General features: G+C 41.8%; 13 protein-coding genes. 5 read left to right on the top strand and 8 right to left on the bottom strand.

Features of this window, described 5'->3' with window-relative positions; translation table 11 throughout:
- Window positions 1-100 precede the first annotated feature (100 nt).
- The gene (locus ACIQ6T_RS08445) at window positions 101-1321 is read left to right on the top strand and encodes a pyridoxal phosphate-dependent aminotransferase (protein ID WP_395785460.1); all 1221 of its coding nucleotides are present in this window, start codon (window positions 101-103) and stop codon (window positions 1319-1321) included.
- Window positions 1311-2171: a prephenate dehydrogenase gene (locus ACIQ6T_RS08440; protein ID WP_395785459.1), complete on the top strand. Its 861-nt coding sequence runs from the start codon at window positions 1311-1313 to the stop codon at window positions 2169-2171. The genes ACIQ6T_RS08445 and ACIQ6T_RS08440 overlap by 11 nt, the downstream gene beginning before the upstream one ends.
- 33 nt (window positions 2172-2204) lie before the next feature.
- Here ACIQ6T_RS08440 and ACIQ6T_RS08435 read toward each other — a convergent pair whose 3' ends face one another.
- The 4 genes from ACIQ6T_RS08435 to yidD form a co-directional block, all read right to left on the bottom strand.
- A complete protein-coding gene (locus ACIQ6T_RS08435; RefSeq protein WP_395785458.1) occupies window positions 2205-4148 on the bottom strand; it encodes a M1 family metallopeptidase in 1944 nt (647 codons plus the stop codon).
- A gap of 27 nt (window positions 4149-4175) precedes the next feature.
- Window positions 4176-5942, bottom strand: a complete 1767-nt coding sequence (locus ACIQ6T_RS08430) for an acyl-CoA dehydrogenase (RefSeq protein ID WP_395785457.1) — start codon at window positions 5940-5942, stop codon at window positions 4176-4178.
- A 211-nt stretch (window positions 5943-6153) separates the two neighbouring features.
- Window positions 6154-9456 carry a VCBS repeat-containing protein gene (locus ACIQ6T_RS08425; protein ID WP_395785456.1) on the bottom strand — a complete coding sequence of 1101 codons (3303 nt, stop codon included), beginning with the start codon at window positions 9454-9456 and terminating at the stop codon, window positions 6154-6156.
- 252 nt (window positions 9457-9708) lie between these two features.
- The gene (yidD, locus tag ACIQ6T_RS08420) at window positions 9709-9918 is read right to left on the bottom strand and encodes a membrane protein insertion efficiency factor YidD (RefSeq protein ID WP_395785455.1); all 210 of its coding nucleotides are present in this window, start codon (window positions 9916-9918) and stop codon (window positions 9709-9711) included.
- 84 nt (window positions 9919-10002) lie between these two features.
- On the opposite strand from yidD, the gene ACIQ6T_RS08415 reads away from it, so the two are divergent.
- Together ACIQ6T_RS08415 and ACIQ6T_RS08410 are read left to right on the top strand one after the other, a co-directional pair.
- On the top strand, window positions 10003-11268 hold the full coding sequence (locus ACIQ6T_RS08415; protein WP_395785454.1) for a serine hydrolase domain-containing protein: 1266 nt from the start codon (window positions 10003-10005) through the stop codon (window positions 11266-11268).
- Window positions 11269-11276: 8 nt separating this feature from the next.
- The gene (locus ACIQ6T_RS08410) at window positions 11277-11810 is read left to right on the top strand and encodes a nuclear transport factor 2 family protein (protein ID WP_395785453.1); all 534 of its coding nucleotides are present in this window, start codon (window positions 11277-11279) and stop codon (window positions 11808-11810) included.
- 92 nt (window positions 11811-11902) lie between these two features.
- On the opposite strand, the gene ACIQ6T_RS08405 is transcribed toward ACIQ6T_RS08410, so the two are convergent.
- Together ACIQ6T_RS08405 and ACIQ6T_RS08400 are read right to left on the bottom strand one after the other, a co-directional pair.
- Entirely contained in the window at window positions 11903-12730 is an 828-nt protein-coding gene (locus ACIQ6T_RS08405) for an inositol oxygenase family protein (RefSeq protein WP_395785452.1), read from the bottom strand.
- Window positions 12731-12770: 40 nt separating this feature from the next.
- Window positions 12771-13241: a DUF3592 domain-containing protein gene (locus tag ACIQ6T_RS08400; RefSeq protein WP_395785451.1), complete on the bottom strand. Its 471-nt coding sequence runs from the start codon at window positions 13239-13241 to the stop codon at window positions 12771-12773.
- Between the two features lie 307 nt (window positions 13242-13548).
- On the opposite strand from ACIQ6T_RS08400, the gene ACIQ6T_RS08395 reads away from it, so the two are divergent.
- Window positions 13549-14736, top strand: a complete 1188-nt coding sequence (locus tag ACIQ6T_RS08395; protein ID WP_395785450.1) for a nucleoside permease — start codon at window positions 13549-13551, stop codon at window positions 14734-14736.
- Here the strand turns inward: ACIQ6T_RS08395 and ACIQ6T_RS08390 are convergent.
- Window positions 14733-15530 (bottom strand): SDR family oxidoreductase, encoded by a 798-nt coding sequence (locus tag ACIQ6T_RS08390; RefSeq protein WP_395785449.1) that lies wholly within the window; start codon window positions 15528-15530, stop codon window positions 14733-14735. The two genes, ACIQ6T_RS08395 and ACIQ6T_RS08390, sit on opposite strands and share 4 nt — an antisense overlap.
- A 128-nt stretch (window positions 15531-15658) precedes the next feature.
- On the bottom strand, window positions 15659-16735 hold the full coding sequence (metX, locus tag ACIQ6T_RS08385) for a homoserine O-acetyltransferase (protein WP_395785448.1): 1077 nt from the start codon (window positions 16733-16735) through the stop codon (window positions 15659-15661).
- Window positions 16736-16742: the final 7 nt, after the last annotated feature.

The following is a 16742-nucleotide window of genomic DNA, read 5'->3' as shown; positions in this document are numbered from 1 at the left end:
TCATACCTTTGGGACATGGATTTCAAATCAACTACTTATTACGCAGGTTATTATTACGCAGGATACTACGTCTGCGCGTAACCGGTTTGATAGGTTTTTGATGTTAACTTATTTTCGCCGGCCTGTGAGTCGGCATTTTTATTTTATGAGCTTTTCTATTTCACCCGCTTCGCGTTTACAGTCCGTAGAGGAATACTATTTCTCCACGAAACTTAAGCAAATCGCAGCATTGCGCGCCGCCGGTATTCCCGTCATTAACCTAGGTATAGGTAGTCCAGACCTCGCTCCTGCTACGGAGACAATCGAGGCATTGACTGCGTCCGCAGCTAATCCTGCCAACCACGCCTACCAGGGCTATCAAGGAATTCCCGCGTTACGTGAGGCATTTGCAGCATTTTACGCCAAACATTACGGGGTGACGGTAGATCCAGCTTCTGAAATATTGCCATTAATCGGTTCCAAAGAAGGCATCATGCACATCGCCATGGCCTATTTAGAGGCCGGGGATGTGACGTTGATTCCGAATCCGGGCTACCCAACTTACCAAGCGGCGTGTTCGCTGGCTGGGGCAACCGTTCAAGCATACGAATTAACCGAAGCGAATGGTTGGCTGCCTGATTTAGATGCCTTGGAAAAACAAGATTTGTCTAGGGTAAAAATCATATGGGTAAATTATCCGCACATGCCCACGGGTGCCAAAGCAGATGTACCGTTTTTTACTAAACTGCGCGATTTCGCGATTCGCCATTCCATACTATTAGTTAATGATAATCCATACAGTTTTATCTTGAATGATAATCCCATGAGCATGTTGGCCGTTCCCGGCATGAAAGACGTAGCCATTGAATTAAATTCACTTTCCAAATCCCACAATATGGCCGGTTGGCGCATCGGTGCGGCATTCGGTCGGGCGGAATTATTGGGGCCGGTGTTGAAATTCAAGTCCAACATGGACTCTGGTATGTTTTTACCTTTACAAGAAGCGGCGGTAAAAGCGTTATCGGCAGATGCTCACTGGTTTGCGCGTCAAAATGAAATATACTTATCGCGTCAAAAGAAGGTATTTGAATTATTAGATTTATTGGATTGCGTGTATGATTCAGCGCAAACCGGCATGTTTGTTTGGGCTCGCGTGCCAGCATCCGTTGAATCTGGCTATGCACTCTCCGATCAGGTATTGGATGAAAATGCGGTGTTTATCACCCCTGGAGGGATTTTTGGTACACAGGGCAACGGGTATGTGCGGATTTCGTTATGTGCCAAAGAAGAGGTTTTTCAAACGGCGATAGATCGCATTAAAACGCAAAGCAATGGAATCTAAAAAAGTAGGTATTATTGGGATTGGGTTAATTGGTGGATCCATCGCGAAAGGCTTGCGCGCATCTGGTTGGGCTTCAGAACTTATTGGAATTGAAGCTAATCCAGCTCATGCGATCAAGGCACTTTCCCTGCGGTTAGTTGACGAAGTTTTACCTTTAGCAGAAGCCATTGACCGCGTGGATATCTTTGTTTGCGCAACACCGGTAGACATTTTGGTACAAATCATTCCACATGTTTTGGATCAGTTAAAGCCGGGCCAAATCGTAATTGAAGTTGGCTCAACCAAAACACCCGTATATGAAGCATTAAAAAATCACCCTAAACGAGCGCAATTTGTATCGACCCACCCGATGGCTGGAACGGAATTTTCCGGACCGGAAGCCGCAGTGGATGGATTATTTATGGGGAAACGAGGTGTTATTTGCGATAAGGAATTAAGTTCGCCCGAAGCTATTGAGACCATTGAAAGTTTATACCGTGATGGATTGGGAATGAACTTGATTTACATGGAATCGATTGACCATGACGTACATACGGCCTATATCTCACATATATCGCATATTTGTTCGTTTGCATTAGCCAATACGGTATTGGAAAAAGAAAAAAATGAGGAGCGTATTTTTGAATTAGCTTCGACCGGTTTTGAATCGACGGTACGTTTGGCGAAGTCTTCGCCGGAAACGTGGAGTCAGATTTTTCATCAAAATCAAGAGAACCTGATGGATGTATTAGATGAATACATCAATACCTTATTGAAATACAAAGGGCTGATGCTGTCGGGCAGCTATGATAAATTAAAGGATGAGCTGGGTAAGGCAAACGATATTGGCCGAATCCTGAATAAACAATAAAAAAATGCCCCGATTTGTATCGGGGCATTTTTATTAGTTTCCTCTCGGAGCCTTGTAAGCAATTGGCTTCCAAGCATTATTTTTACCATTAATATCTGGGAAGACATGGTCTGGATCAATCGTCACTGATTTGATCGGAAGATTCGTAGCCGTCTTAAATGTCCAAGTACCACCACGCTGCCAAATTTCTACTGGGAACGTGAAACGTTCTTTCGTTCCACCCGCCAGTTCCACTTCAACAATTGCAGGCATGGCCATCTTGTCTAAGTTTTCAATCGTGATTAAAGCGCCTTTGGCAGGATCTTGATCAATATAAACGACATCTTTCACCGACTGATCAAGTTTCCATAATTCGTAGAACCAAGCACGCCAGAACCAACCTAAATCTTCGCCGGCACCATCTTCCATCGCACGGAAGAAATCACGTGGTGTTGGGTGTTTGAAAGCCCAATTTTTGATGTACTGCTTAAGTGCGTAATCAAAACGATCTGCACCTAAGATATTTTCACGTAAAATACGTAATCCAAAACCTGGTTTATTATATGCCTCCCAACCTAAATTACGTGCTTGAATCACATCTGGTATCGACATGATCGGATCAGCTTCTGCACGAAACATGCGTGGAGCGATTTGATGCATATCAAACTTTGGATTCTTGTACTCGCCTTTGTTGAAGGCATCTGTTGAGTAGAAATTGATAAACGTATTAAAACCTTCATCCATCCAAGCAAACTTACGTTCGTTTGTTCCTACGATCATCGGGAACCAGTTGTGACCAAATTCGTGATCCGTCACACCCCACAAAGAAGCGGTTTGGTCGCGGTAGCCGCAGAAAATAATTCCTGGATATTCCATACCTGAAACGATTCCCGCCACATTCGTAGCAACTGGATAGGTATATTCGTATAACCAATTCGAGTAATGCTCGATGGAAGCCTTCACGTATTCAGTTGAACGTGCCCAAGCTTTATCTCCGTCTGATTCAATCGGATAAACCGAAACAGCGGTAGCTTTTTTACCACTTGGCAAATTGATCATAGCTGCATCTTGAATAAAGGCTTTCGAGGTAGCAAAAGCCACATCACGCGCATTCTTAATCGCAAATTTCCAAGTCAAACGATCTTTAGCCGGACGAGAAGCCGCATCAGTTACCTCGGCAGCTGAACGAATAACAATCGTTTTATCAGATGTTTTTGCTGCAGCCCAACGCTTCATTTGCTCTGCTGTGTACACCTCCGCTGGATTCAACAATTCACCCGAACCTACCACAATATGTGAAGCGGGCACATTGATGGAATACTCAAAATTTCCATATTCCAGATAGAACTCACCTGCACCTAAATACGGTAACACATTCCATCCTTCAATGTCATCATATACACACATGCGTGGAAACCATTGAGCAACCGTGTATACATCGCCGTTTTTTGTTTCCTGAATTCCCATACGGTCTGAACCGTTTTTCGGGGAAGTAAATGAATAAACGATCTTGATTTTTGCGATACCCGCTTTCTCAATTAATGGCGTTGCTAACCGAATTTGCATCCGCGTATCTTCCACAATAAAGTTGGCCGGTTTTCCATCAACCAACACACTTTCAATCGCATAACCACCATCAAAAGCGACGTTACCAAAACGGCCACCCAACACAGGGGTTGTTTTGCCACCGCGCGATTGCGTGTTAAACGAATTTTGGTCTAATTGTAACCAAAGAAAAGGCAATTTATCGGGAGAATTATTTTTGTAGGTAATCTCCACATCCCCTGAAATCTTGCGTTTGGTATCGTCTAAGGAAGCTGATATTTTATAATCGGCGACATTTTGCCAATAAGCAGGTCCAGGTGTTCCAGCTGCAGAGCGAGCGGAAGAAACAGGGCCATAATTCCAAAGTGGATGAAATAATTCGTACGCATTGTATTGCGCGTTAGCTTGCAAGGAGCCTAGTAGCAATCCGAATGCAATGAGCTTTTTAAGCATAATGATGAAGTTTAAAGTCGATTAATTTTATTCAAAAATGGTTAAAATCTCGTCATCAAGCAAACGTTTTGTCAAACCTAAGGCCTTAGGAACCTCATAATGGTAGAAAAACTTCATGGTATGGATCTTATCTTGATAGAAAGCTTGCTCGCCGCTATTATTTGCTAACGCCTCCGCTGCCACATTTCCTTGCTTCAACCATTGCCAAGCAACAACAATCAAGCCAAACAATTCCATGTACAAGGTAGAGTCGGCAAGGAATACATCCGGCTGAGCGGCTTTGCTTAATTTGTGCATGGTTACCTGATTGAGACTAGCTAATTCGTTGGCCAACATCTCCGCATAAGGTTTCGTCTTATCCAGTGACATTCCTTTTTGGATATCAGCTTGGATTAATTTCACCAATGCTTGCACTGCTTTTCCTTGGGCGCTTGGGATTCCACGGCCCAATAAAGTTAATCCGTGAATACCGGTTGTTCCCTCATAAATGGACATAATCCGGGCATCACGTGACATTTGCTCCAACGGGAAATCCTCGGTATATCCGTAACCTCCTAGCACTTGAAGTCCTTGGTTGACGGCTAAAAATCCTTGCTCTGCTGGATATGTTTTCGCAACGGGGGTCATCAGATCTAACAATATTTGTGCTTCTACTTGAGCTTCCCCTTCCAAACATTTGGATAAATCCTCCCAAAGGAAACATTGGAAAAGTATTCCCATGGCTCCTTCAACAATTGATTTTTGATAGTACAACATACGTTGCACATCGGGATGATTTTGAATGAGCGTTGGTGGAGTCTCTGGATCTTTATTCGTCAACTTTCTTCCTTGACTACGTTCTGATGCATATTGTTTAGAGAAATGATATGCGGCTGAGGCGATGTAGGCGCCGCCCATACCTACACCTAAGCGTGCTTCGTTCATCATTTGGAACATGTACATGAGGCCTTTATTGGGCTCACCTACCAGATATCCGATTGAATCGCCTTGATCGCCAAAGGATAAATGTAAAGCCGGCGTTGCCTTTTGGCCCATTTTATGATAGAGCCCCATCGACAAAACTTCGTTGGAAACCCATTTCCCGTTTTCTTGTCGGCGCTTGGGAACCACAAACAATGAAATTCCTTTCGTTCCTTTGGGTGCTCCTTCTAAACGGGCTAAAACTAAGTGTATGATGTTTTCTGAAAAGTGATTATCACCTCCCGAGATGAATATTTTTTGCCCTTTAATGGCGTAGGAACCGTTTCCTAAATCTTTGGCAGTTGTCGTCACATCGTTCAATGAACTTCCTGCTTGCGGTTCGGTCAAACACATAGTGCCTGTCCACTTACCATTCAGCATGTTGGGAACATAGGCCTGCTTAAGTTCTTCTGATCCAAAACTCGCAATTAAATGTGCCGCACCGTTACTCAATCCGGTAAACATGACAATGGAATTATTAGCCGCACCGCGAATGAATTCATTTGCACCACCTACGATCGAAGGGAGTTGTTGGCCCCCTTTTTCATACGAGAACGTAGCCCCGATCATACCTGAATCCCCCATTTCTTTTACATAGGCCTCAACGGAATGATGTACTTGGACGGTCCCGTTTACGAGTTCAGCCTGTTTGCGATCTGCATCTACAAAATGAGGTCGCAGGTAACGTTCTGCTATTTGCTCTGCAGAGTCCAAAACCATATCGAACATCTCTGGCGTATAATCCGCGAAATGAGGATATTGACATAAAGAACCATAATTTAAAACCTCTTTTAGGATAAAATCGAGGTTGCGGCGATCGTATTCTCTTGGCATACTTGTTCTGTTTAGATGAAAACAAATTTGCAGAGAAAAAATTTATTATGCAAGCATACTACTTTCGACCTCCCCACCTACCTTTGGCAAACCTTGGAGGATTGCCAAAGGTAAGGAGGAATGAGGAAAAAAAAGTCGATTTTAAATCAGTAAACTGGTAAATTCAAACCAATATTATAGGGAATTTGATGATTAAAATGCGAGATGCTTATCAATTTACTTGAAAGACTTGTGCTTTGTCATTGTTTTTTGCGAGGACAACAAAATTCCCTCCTTTACCTTTTGCAATAGCCATTTTGCGCACTTGGCCCATTGTTTTAAAACCAGTCAATTGCGAAGTTTTGACTGCAAATTTTCCTTTTCCAAGGCCTTGCAACATAACTCCGTAATTGGCATCAAAACGTCCCCACTCAGGGAGCGAGTCAAAAAAATTCCCGGCCAACAAAATATCTACCTTCCCATCACGGTCGAAATCACTTACTTCAATTCCTCGAATGGGTGAATATTGTGCTTGGTAAGGCAAGGCTTGTAGTCTAAAATTCCCTTTGCCATCATTGATTAAAAAGGCTGACTCCGTAGTTGTGATTTGGCGAAGTACCATACCGTCGCGCTGTTCATCGGAAAATAATTCTTCTACCGACTTATTCGCATAATCCATATATTTTATAAATTTCTGTTTGACTGCAGGCAATGCACGCTGCAATTCTCGCTTCAAGACCATAGGATAGATATTCCCATCTTCAGTTACGCAGGAAATAATTTGTTCAATGGTACCATTTTTATCAAAATCATTCACGGATAATGTTGCCGGAAATTCTGCGGAAGCTTTAATCTTTGAATTTAGGCCAAAGTTCCCAGCAATGAAATCCAAATCACCATCGCCATCAATATCAGCGGGTTTCAAGCATCCCCAAAGACCTTCTGATCCAGGAACCATTTCTTGCTTCACTAATTTCCGACCACGCTCGTTTTTGAATACCACGATTCCACCCCAGTCTTGGGCAACGACTAAATCAGCATAGCCATCTTTGTTGACATCTACCCATTCCGCATCAGTTACCATACCCAACTCCACAATCTCAGGCATAAAACGTTTCGAGTAGTTTTTGAAACCCCCTGTGCCGTCATTTATGTACAGATTACTGCTCGGACTCATGCCATATTTTGTGGAAAGCATACGGGAACCAACAAACAAATCCAAATCTCCATCGTGATCCATATCAGCTACTGTCGCACAAGAGCCATTTTCATAGATCGTTGGGAAGCGAAGGTCGCGTTTGAAATTCCCCTTTCCATCATTTAAATACAATAAATCGTGCAATTCAGGCGCATTAATTTCGAACTCATTACTACCCGTCACGACGAACAGATCTAAATCTTTATCACCATCAGCATCAAAGAAAATGGCATCCGTATTTTCCGTGGTTTGATCGAAATTAAAATCGGACTGCACACTTTCCTTAAACTGACCACTTGCCTGTTGGACAAACAACTGCTTTTTCTGTCCGGCACCACCTCCCAAATAAACATCGTCTAAACCATCCCCATTCACATCACCTACCGCCATGGCTGGCCCCTGCGTAGAGAATTTTTGCTTCAACAAAACATCCCGATCCCAATCATTAAACAAACTTTCTTGATGGGTATAATTCAATGATTTCGAAGTGACATCGGCGAAAAGCGGTTTTGTAATTGAAGGTGCAAACACGAATTTGCGATTTGCCTCTGCATAATTAAGTGTTAATAATTGGTCTGACTTAACTGATTTCAATACTTGCATGTTGTCATCTGGCCAAATAACCTGCAAGGAATCAACTAGACCATTTTGACCTAAACCAAAAACCATTTGATGATCACTTGAAGATTGAAAACCGCGGTTCGGCATTTGTTGTAACACTTTAATTTTGCCTTGTTGGAACACGGTAACCTTCGCACCAATCCCATTCAAATTCCTTCCAGTTCCCTTTAGGTGAATAGTCAAATAGTGGTTTTTTAACTTCTCGTTGGTCTTATTTTTATACACCGAAAGCGGGGCATTGACGTTATTGACTACTAAATCCAAATCCCCATCATTATCTAAATCCCCGTAGGCGGATCCATTCGAGAAACCTGGACCTTCTAATCCCCATGATTTAGCTTGGTTCGAAAACTTCAAATCACCTTCATTTTTATAGGCATAATTAGGAATGGGCACCGAAGAAATCTTATCGGTAAACTCTTTATAATCGAATTTCTTTCCATTCAACATTTGTTGCATGGTGTTTCGGTCTCCCAAGAAATCCACAAAATCTTGATCCGTTAAATCTTTGGCAATTCCATTGGCGACAAAAATGTCTTTTTGGCCATCATTATCCATATCAAAAATCAACGCTCCCCATGACCAGTCGGTGGCGTGTACGCCGGCCAACTGACCAACCTCACTAAAGGTCCCGTCGCCGTTATTCAGCTGCAAATTGTTGCGCATGTATTGATGCCAAAAACCGCGTTTCAATTTCAAATCCACTAAGTTATAGCCTTCAAAAATAGAGGTTGTTTTCAAACGACGGTCATCACCAGGAAGCATATCCGTCACGAATATATCCAGGTTCCCATCGTCATTAATATCTGCGATATCCGCTCCCATGGAACTCAGGGAGATATGTGGCATTTGATTTTCTAAGTCTTCTTTAAATGTTCCATCGTGCTGATTGATGTATAAATAATCACGCTCGTAGAAATCATTTGAAATATAAATATCTGGCCAATTGTCATTGTTGACATCGCCAATCGTAATACCTAAACCAAAACCGATTAAGCTACCATAAATACCAGCTTTTTCGGATACATCCGTAAACTTGATGCTCTTACCGTCGGGACTGTCGTTACGAAACAACTTATCCCCTCCTAAATTGTCACGCATATCACGTAAGTTGGTGTAGCCCAACTTGTCTATTGGCGTAAAGCTGTTGTTCAGCAGATACATATCTAAATCACCATCACGATCATAATCGAAGAACGCAGCATGCGTAGAAAGACCTCCGTCCTCTAGCCCAGCTTCTTTGGCCATTTCCTTGTAAGATGGAATACCCCCTTTAATTCCTTGGTTGATGTATAATTGATTTCCACGCGCATCGCGCGAACCAGAATTACACACATAAATATCCATTAATCCGTCCCCGTTGACATCTGCAAAAGTCACTCCGGTGGACCAAAATTTCTTACCAACAATACCAGCTTTAACGGTAATATCTTCAAAATGCATGCCCCCTTTATTCAGGTAGAGTTTATTATCCTCAAAATTAGAAGTAACAAACAGGTCGGAGAGCCCATCATTATTCACATCACCGATCGCCACGCCACCACCGTTGTAGAAATTACGGTAGTTGAAAATGTTAAATTCCTTTTTCTCTAAACTTCGATTAACAAAGTCGATGCCTGTTTCGGAAGCTGGCAATTCTTCGAAGAGCGTATCTTCTTTCGTAGAGCAAGCACAAACAAGGATGGCAAAGCTACAAAGGAGTATAAAATGCTTCATGGAATGTTGAAAAATAGACTGCAAAATACGAAAAAGGCCTTGTTTTGTGTCTTCCAAAAACAGGTTGACTACAATTGACAACAAATCAAGTTAAGAAAGAATTATAAATAGAGTCTAAAACATGGACATAGTAACGATTATAATTTTTCAAGAGAAATATTTTTCAGCAATATATTACTTCCATATTAATTAGTTATCATTAGAATAATCCTATTAATTGGAAAATTTGGACAGTGCTAGTCTGTTGGCAATTCAAGGAAGCGGATCGTACCCACTTCCACCCCATGGGTGACAGGAGGCAAGCCGACGAACCATCAAGCGAAAACCCTTGATGAATCCATATTTTTCAAAAGCTTGTTTGGCGTATTCAGAACATGTAGGTTGATACCTACAGGAATTTGGCAAAAAGGGAGAAACCAACAACTGGTACAATTTTATCAGTAAAATGAATATATATTTCATGCCAAATTTCGGTAAAACAACAAATTAAATAAAAGATCCCTAATTCATTGATTAAATTTCTTAATTGATTTAAATTGCTATTCAATGAAGCGCTTAATCGAATACATGAATCAATTACCCAAACGATCAAAGGTCCTCGGACTTGTTGGCATCACCCTTTTCATCGGAATTCTAATCCTGGCCAACTCCCATCCTTCTCAGAGCTTTTTCTATGTGAAAACGATAACGGAAAAAAGAAATGATAGTTTGGCCAACTTATATAATCCGGAAATAGCGCAACAAAAATCCATTAAACTGGATACCTTTTTCACTAAGCTGCGCGAAAAATCAGGTTTTAACGGTGCCGTATTGATTACCCAGTACGGAAAAATCATTTATAAGAAGGGCTTTGGCTATTCAAATTACTTCACCAAAAGTGCAATAAATACACATACCCACTTTCAACTAGCTTCTGTTTCCAAGCAATTTACGGCTGTAGCGATTATGCAATTAAAGGAAAAAGGGCTACTGAACTATGATGATGCAATCTATAAGCATATCCCAGGTTTTCCATACGACTCTAGCTTAACCATCCGCAGTTTGCTTACGCACCGTTCTGGACTTTCCGACTACGCCTATAATATGGATAAGGTGTACGATAAAAAAATACCATTGACAAATCAAAAAGTAGTCGAGATGATGATTCGCCTCAAGCCGCACATTGACTACCGTCCGAATGCCAAATTCAGTTATAATAACACCAACTACATGTTGCTGGCCTACATCGTTGAGAAACTCAGTGGATTGGGCTTCCGAGAATACTTAAAGAAAAATATTTTCGAACCGGCAGGCATGTTGGAAAGCTTCGTTTACGACCCCATGCATCCAGAAATGCTAAAAACAGCAGCTACTGGATACACACCTCGGCGCGGAGGACCAGTCGTTTCCGAGTTTAACCACCTTGATGGGGTAACCGGCGATAAAGGCATATATTCAACGGTGGAGGACCTTTATCACTGGGATATGGCTTTGAACGAAGAGAAATTAATCAAATATAGTACGCTGGAGGAAGCATTTACCCCTCAGCATACCACTCCAAAGGTCTTACCTAAAAACTATGGCTTCGGATGGAGACTCACCCAATTGGAAAACGGAGATTGGTTGACCTATCACACCGGTTGGTGGCATGGATTCAAAAACTATTACCTCCACAACCCAAAAGATAACTCGGCCATTATCATTTTAGGCAATATGGCCAATCATGCCTTAGCCAAAGTAAATATTGTACAATCCATTTTATATCCAGAAAAATCAGCCTTATTTATGAAGGATGATCCCTTACCTGCGGAATTTACCTTAGGAGGAAACTAATTAAAGCTATGAAAAAACTACTTTCTGTTACCTTGTTCTTATTAGCGAGCATTGCTGCTTGGGGACAACAATCTGCTGACGATGCCATCAAAGCTACAGTCGCCAATTATTTTGAAGGCGTAACCACAGGAGACGCAGCCAAATTGAACAAAGCATTTCACGAATCAGCCATCCTACGGACATTCAACGCCGCAAGTGGGAAAATTCAAGACATCCCTGTTAAAACTTTTATTAGCAAAACCCCTGCGGGCGGCGTAAAAGCAAGCACAAAATTAATTTCTTATTCCTATGCTGGAGTTTCAGGTTTAGCTGCTGTCGAAATGCAGTTCGACGAATTTAAATACATCGATCTACTTTCCTTATTACAAGTCAATGACGAATGGAAAATAGTCGCACGTGTGTTCAGCCGCGTGGATCTAGATACCCAATTAAAAGGTTCAGCCGGCACAGCAACTAAAGCTACTAGCAAAACCCCTGCAGCAGCCACTCCTGCAAAAAAGAGCACAGCGAATAGCAAACCGAAAAAAGATGACGGGTGGTAGTTTAGACGTTGTAGAGACGCGATTCCAGAGAATTGTGAGACGCGATACCTCGCGTCTAAAATAAAGAGACGCGAGGTATCGCGTCTCTACAATTACCAATTTATTGGTCCTTTACCTAAGTATTTCTCCACAATAGGCTTGTAATACGATTTCAATTCCTCGAAAACAGGAACTACCGGAGATTTGGTATATAAATCATATTTATTGAAATCACGAATCCATTCAAGATATTGTTCGTCTTTGGCTGTCATGAATTGACGGTAACTTCCTCCCGAATGCCACGGATAGAACGAGTGATACCGAATCATCGCCATGCCCGCTTCCGGAATTTTATTTTCAGGATGATTTTTTAACACTTGATACAAGTACTCATCATGCCCCCAAGCTAAGTGCACATTATCTAATCCGCAGCCTTCAGTATATACACCTAAGTCGGTGTTATAACGCGAATCAGCCATATCTGGATTTAACGCATTAAACTCTGGATACACGCACGAATCCGGTAATTTACAGCCTACGACAAACACATCCCCTACTAATCCCCACTGCTCAGCCTGGCTTGTTCCATCTTCATCTGAACCAAATAAATACATGGCTTTACCCAAATCATGAATTAAGCCCACCAGCTGCATCCAATCTGGACGCCCTTCGGCACGAAGACCTTCTGCTGATTGCAATAAATGAATGATATTAGGGAGCGTTAAATCTGGATCAGAAACGTCAACCAAGACATTCAAGCGCTCCATCATTTCCCAGATGTCCATAGGGCGCTCAAAAGTCAAGTACTTCTTTTTCATTTGAAGAACATATGCATACGTCTGACGCGATCGCATCTTACGGTAATGTTCTTTTACGGCAACGGTGATATCACCCTGCTCATAATTACGAAATTCAGATTTTTCTTTGCTGATCGTTTCCATCGGGACTAAAGTTTAGAACGATGAAATTACAGAATGATTTTTAATGCTGCAAGAGTGATAGAATAATCGAACTCATCAGCATCAAAACACCTAACACAAAAAAGACAGTTGGGTTTAACACAGGCAAACTAGACTCACTCAAAGAAGCCTCATAAGGATTATCCATTAAATACCGTACCGGAATTTGCTGGCCTATCTCACAATTCTTTGCCAAACCCTTATCTGCCTCCCGGCGAAACTCGGCACCATTAACATAATAGGATACAATCGGGAAGTAAATCGGAAATCTACCTGAATGATCATCCCGTGCGTACCGACGAGAAATCTCTACGATTTTACCGTACGTAGTTTTTGAATGTGCAATCCAATCTTTCCGCTTATTATACAAATAAACACCCACACCAATCAAAGCAAAAGCGATAAAGGAAAATAACACCAAAAAGAGTGTCATCGATCCTTGAAAAGAACCGGTAGGCCGACCAGAAATCAATAAAATGCCAACTAAATTCATTCGTCTATTTGCGCAGACAGGGAACCCCTATCTGATATTTTCATCAAAAGACGTACAAAAAATACTGAAAATCAAATACTTAGCTCATGCGCAAAAAGAGCTGTGAAGTACACTATTCAATCACTTTTTAATGTTTTTTGCTAATTCCCGAAAAACAGGATTTCATTTTGACCCATTCATAGAAAAAATAGGCGTATTTTCAGAAAATGGGTTTTCGAAATTGAGCCAAAAGCTCGAAAAATTTATTTTCCTAAAATTTGATATTTCTTCCAAATTTGTATTTTTGACCCGAAAGAAACCAAAAACTATGAAGCAATCGACTAAAATTCAACTCATGACCATGATGTTCCTGATGTTCTTCGGATGGGGAGCCTGGTATGGTCAAATGAGTAAATACCTATTGAGTACCTTAAACGCTACTGGCGATCAAGTAGGCAATGCTTACCTTACCTTCTCTATTGCCTCATTTGTGGCGCCATTTTTTGTTGGCCTAATTGCAGACCGTTATTTCGCAGCACAAAAAGTAATGGGAGTTTTAAATATTATTGGTGGAGGATTGTTGTATTTATTAAGTCAAACATCGGATCCAGAAATCTTTTTTTGGTACATTTTAGCCTATACCATGTGTTTCGCGCCAAATTTAGCCTTATCAAATTCCATTGCGATGAAGCAAATGCAAAATCCGGAAAAGGAATTTGCTAATATCCGGGTAACTGGGACTGTTGCTTGGATTGTGGTAACCAATATCATCGGGTTTTATGCCCTTGGAGATAATGTAGCCATATTTCATATTGCCATGTACAGTTCATTCGCCTTAGGAATCTACGCATTTTTCTTGCCAGATACCCCTCCGAAAGCCGATAAAAATGCATCTATCGCTCAGATTGTTGGCCTAGACGCCCTCAAACTTTTCAAGGATCGTTCGTTCCTGATATTCTTCATTTCTTCGATCCTAATCTGTATTCCACTTTCTTTCTATTACGCCATGGCGAATCCTTCATTAACGGATTCCCACATGAGCAATGTAGAAAACAAAATGTCTTTGGGTCAAGCTTCTGAGGTAATTTTCATGTTGTTAATTCCCTTCGCATTTACACGCCTAGGAGTCAAAAAAATGCTTATCGTCGGATTAATTGCCTGGATTATACGGTTTGTATGCTTTGGCTACGGCGATGGACTTTCTAGTGAGTGGATCTTGTATATTGGCATCATTCTTCATGGTGTTTGCTACGATTTCTTCTTCGTGACGGGACAAATTTATACGGACCAAAAAGCTGGACCCCATATTAAGAATTCCGCACAGGGACTAATTACCTTAGCAACCTATGGTGTGGGAATGGGCATCGGATCTAAACTTTCAGGTATTGTTCTAGACATGTATACCACCAATGGCGTCCATGACTGGCAGTCGGTCTGGATGGTACCCGCGGGCATAGCTGTTTTAGTACTCGTGCTATTTATCCTATTTTTCAACGAACGAAAACAAACAGCCTAGGTATTTTTAATTTTTCGGAGCATCCAAGGAACGATGGATGGGAAGAGGCGCTGAACAATCAAGCCGAATCTCTCTAATGCGCCACCAACAAAAAAGTAGTTTTTACCCTGAGAAATGGCATGAACTATTTTTTGGGCGGTGATATTTGGATCAAGTCCTTTGGCTTGATTTGGGTCCATTTTCCCATATTTTTCGCCGTCTTCATTCATCGCATGCAATGAAATTTCCGTACGGATATAGCCTGGCATGATGGTGGAAACCTGAACACCATGTCCATGTAATTCTGCACGCACGGAATCAAAAAAACCAATTAAGGCATGTTTTGTGGCACCATATGCCGCGCGACGCGGGGTCGAAATTCGGCCGGCCACGGATGCAATTGGCACAAAAACGCCCGCATGCTGTTTTTGAAACACCGGAATGACTTGTTGGACCAAATGCACAATCGAAAAGAAATTCACTTCAAACAAACTTCGGTAAACTTCGAATTTGGTATCTAATACAAATGACCGTTGGCTCACTCCTGCATTTAAAACCAACACATCAATCCGACCATACGTCTGCAAAACTTGATTGACTTGTTTGGAATGTGATGGAAGGTCCACCATATCAAAAGGCAAGACTAACACGCTCCCACCATGTATTTCGCAGGACTGAGCCACCCGTTGTAATTCGCCTTCTCTGCGCGCAGACAAGACCAGATGTGCCCCCTGGGTAGCAAATTCATAGGCTAATGCCTCTCCGATTCCGGAAGATGCTCCTGTAATCCAGACGATTTTGTTTTTGAATTCCATACTCCAAATATAAAAAAGTAGCGACGCGATACCAAAGAATTGTAGAGACGCGATACCTCGCGTCTTCATACTCAAAGACGCGAAGTATCGCGTCTCTACAAAACAAAAAACAAGAAATAGCGCGTTTCTTACCTGCTTTCTAACTCGCGAAAGAACTCCGCCATCGGATTAACCTCAAGTAATTGCAACTTCTGCCACAAGCGAATCGCCTTTGTCATCAAGCCACTTTCGATTAAAAATCCATCGTGCCCGTAAAGTGAATCAATCATTTGAAAAGAAGCACCTGGAATATGTTTGGCTAAAAATTCTTGTTCAACAATCGGGAAGAGTGCATCGGATTTAATTCCAATCACCAAGGTATTGGATTTGATTTCTTTCAAAGCGGGAATAATTCCACCACGATTCCGACCTACATCTTGAGAATCCATCATTTTGGACAAAATATAATAGGAATACGCATTGAATCGCTGGGCTAATTTTTCTCCTTGGTAGCGTTGATAGGAAACGGCGCGCAATGTTTTTTCCAACGAGTGATCTTGGCGAGATTGGGTAATTTGATAGGTTTCGTAGTTACGATACGAAATCAGAGCAGTGGCACGAGCAGCTTTCATCCCCTCAATTCCTGCTTTTGGATGCGATTCTCCCCATGTCTTATCTACCTCGATCGCCATCCGTTGGGACTCATTAAAAGCTACTCCCCAAGGAGAATGTACCGCATTTGTCGCCACTAAAATTAAATTTTGAATCAAATCTGGATTCACTATTCCCCACTCAACGGCTTGTTGGCCTCCCATCGAACCACCAATACACGTTTTAATCTTATGAATCCCCAATTCATTTCGTAACAGCTCAAATGAATGAACAACATCCCGAATACTTATATCTGGAAATGAATGAAAATAAGGTTTACCCGTTGATGGATCCGTAGACAAAGGACCCGTAGAACCATAATGTGAGCCTAAAATATTGGCACAAACGATGAAATTATTCTCGGGATTAAACAATTTACCAGGCCCAACCAGACCCTGCCACCATTCGGCAACGTCCTGACTGCCCGTGAATGCATGGCAAATCCATATCACATTATCGCGAGATGCATTCATCTGCCCCCATGTTTGGTATGCCAAATCAATTTGGGGAAGCGAAGTTCCGCTTTCTAAAGCAAAGGTATGGGGATAGTGATAGTGTCTAAATTCTGCTTGCATCGTCAAA

Source organism: Aquirufa sp. (assembly GCF_044377215.1).
Taxonomy (GTDB): domain Bacteria; phylum Bacteroidota; class Bacteroidia; order Cytophagales; family Spirosomataceae; genus Aquirufa.
Note: the sequence above shows the minus strand (reverse complement) of the source record. Positions and strands in the feature narration are given on the sequence as shown.

Coding starts and splice junctions, on each gene's coding strand:
- ACIQ6T_RS08445 (WP_395785460.1), top strand. CDS start 101: ATGTTAACTTATTTTCGCCGGCCTGTGAGTCGGCATTTTTATTTTATG.
- ACIQ6T_RS08440 (WP_395785459.1), top strand. CDS start 1,311: ATGGAATCTAAAAAAGTAGGTATTATTGGGATTGGGTTAATTGGTGGA.
- ACIQ6T_RS08435 (WP_395785458.1), bottom strand. CDS start 4,148: ATGCTTAAAAAGCTCATTGCATTCGGATTGCTACTAGGCTCCTTGCAA.
- ACIQ6T_RS08430 (WP_395785457.1), bottom strand. CDS start 5,942: ATGCCAAGAGAATACGATCGCCGCAACCTCGATTTTATCCTAAAAGAG.
- ACIQ6T_RS08425 (WP_395785456.1), bottom strand. CDS start 9,456: ATGAAGCATTTTATACTCCTTTGTAGCTTTGCCATCCTTGTTTGTGCT.
- yidD (WP_395785455.1), bottom strand. CDS start 9,918: ATGAAATATATATTCATTTTACTGATAAAATTGTACCAGTTGTTGGTT.
- ACIQ6T_RS08415 (WP_395785454.1), top strand. CDS start 10,003: ATGAAGCGCTTAATCGAATACATGAATCAATTACCCAAACGATCAAAG.
- ACIQ6T_RS08410 (WP_395785453.1), top strand. CDS start 11,277: ATGAAAAAACTACTTTCTGTTACCTTGTTCTTATTAGCGAGCATTGCT.
- ACIQ6T_RS08405 (WP_395785452.1), bottom strand. CDS start 12,730: ATGGAAACGATCAGCAAAGAAAAATCTGAATTTCGTAATTATGAGCAG.
- ACIQ6T_RS08400 (WP_395785451.1), bottom strand. CDS start 13,241: ATGAATTTAGTTGGCATTTTATTGATTTCTGGTCGGCCTACCGGTTCT.
- ACIQ6T_RS08395 (WP_395785450.1), top strand. CDS start 13,549: ATGAAGCAATCGACTAAAATTCAACTCATGACCATGATGTTCCTGATG.
- ACIQ6T_RS08390 (WP_395785449.1), bottom strand. CDS start 15,530: ATGGAATTCAAAAACAAAATCGTCTGGATTACAGGAGCATCTTCCGGA.
- metX (WP_395785448.1), bottom strand. CDS start 16,735: ATGCAAGCAGAATTTAGACACTATCACTATCCCCATACCTTTGCTTTA.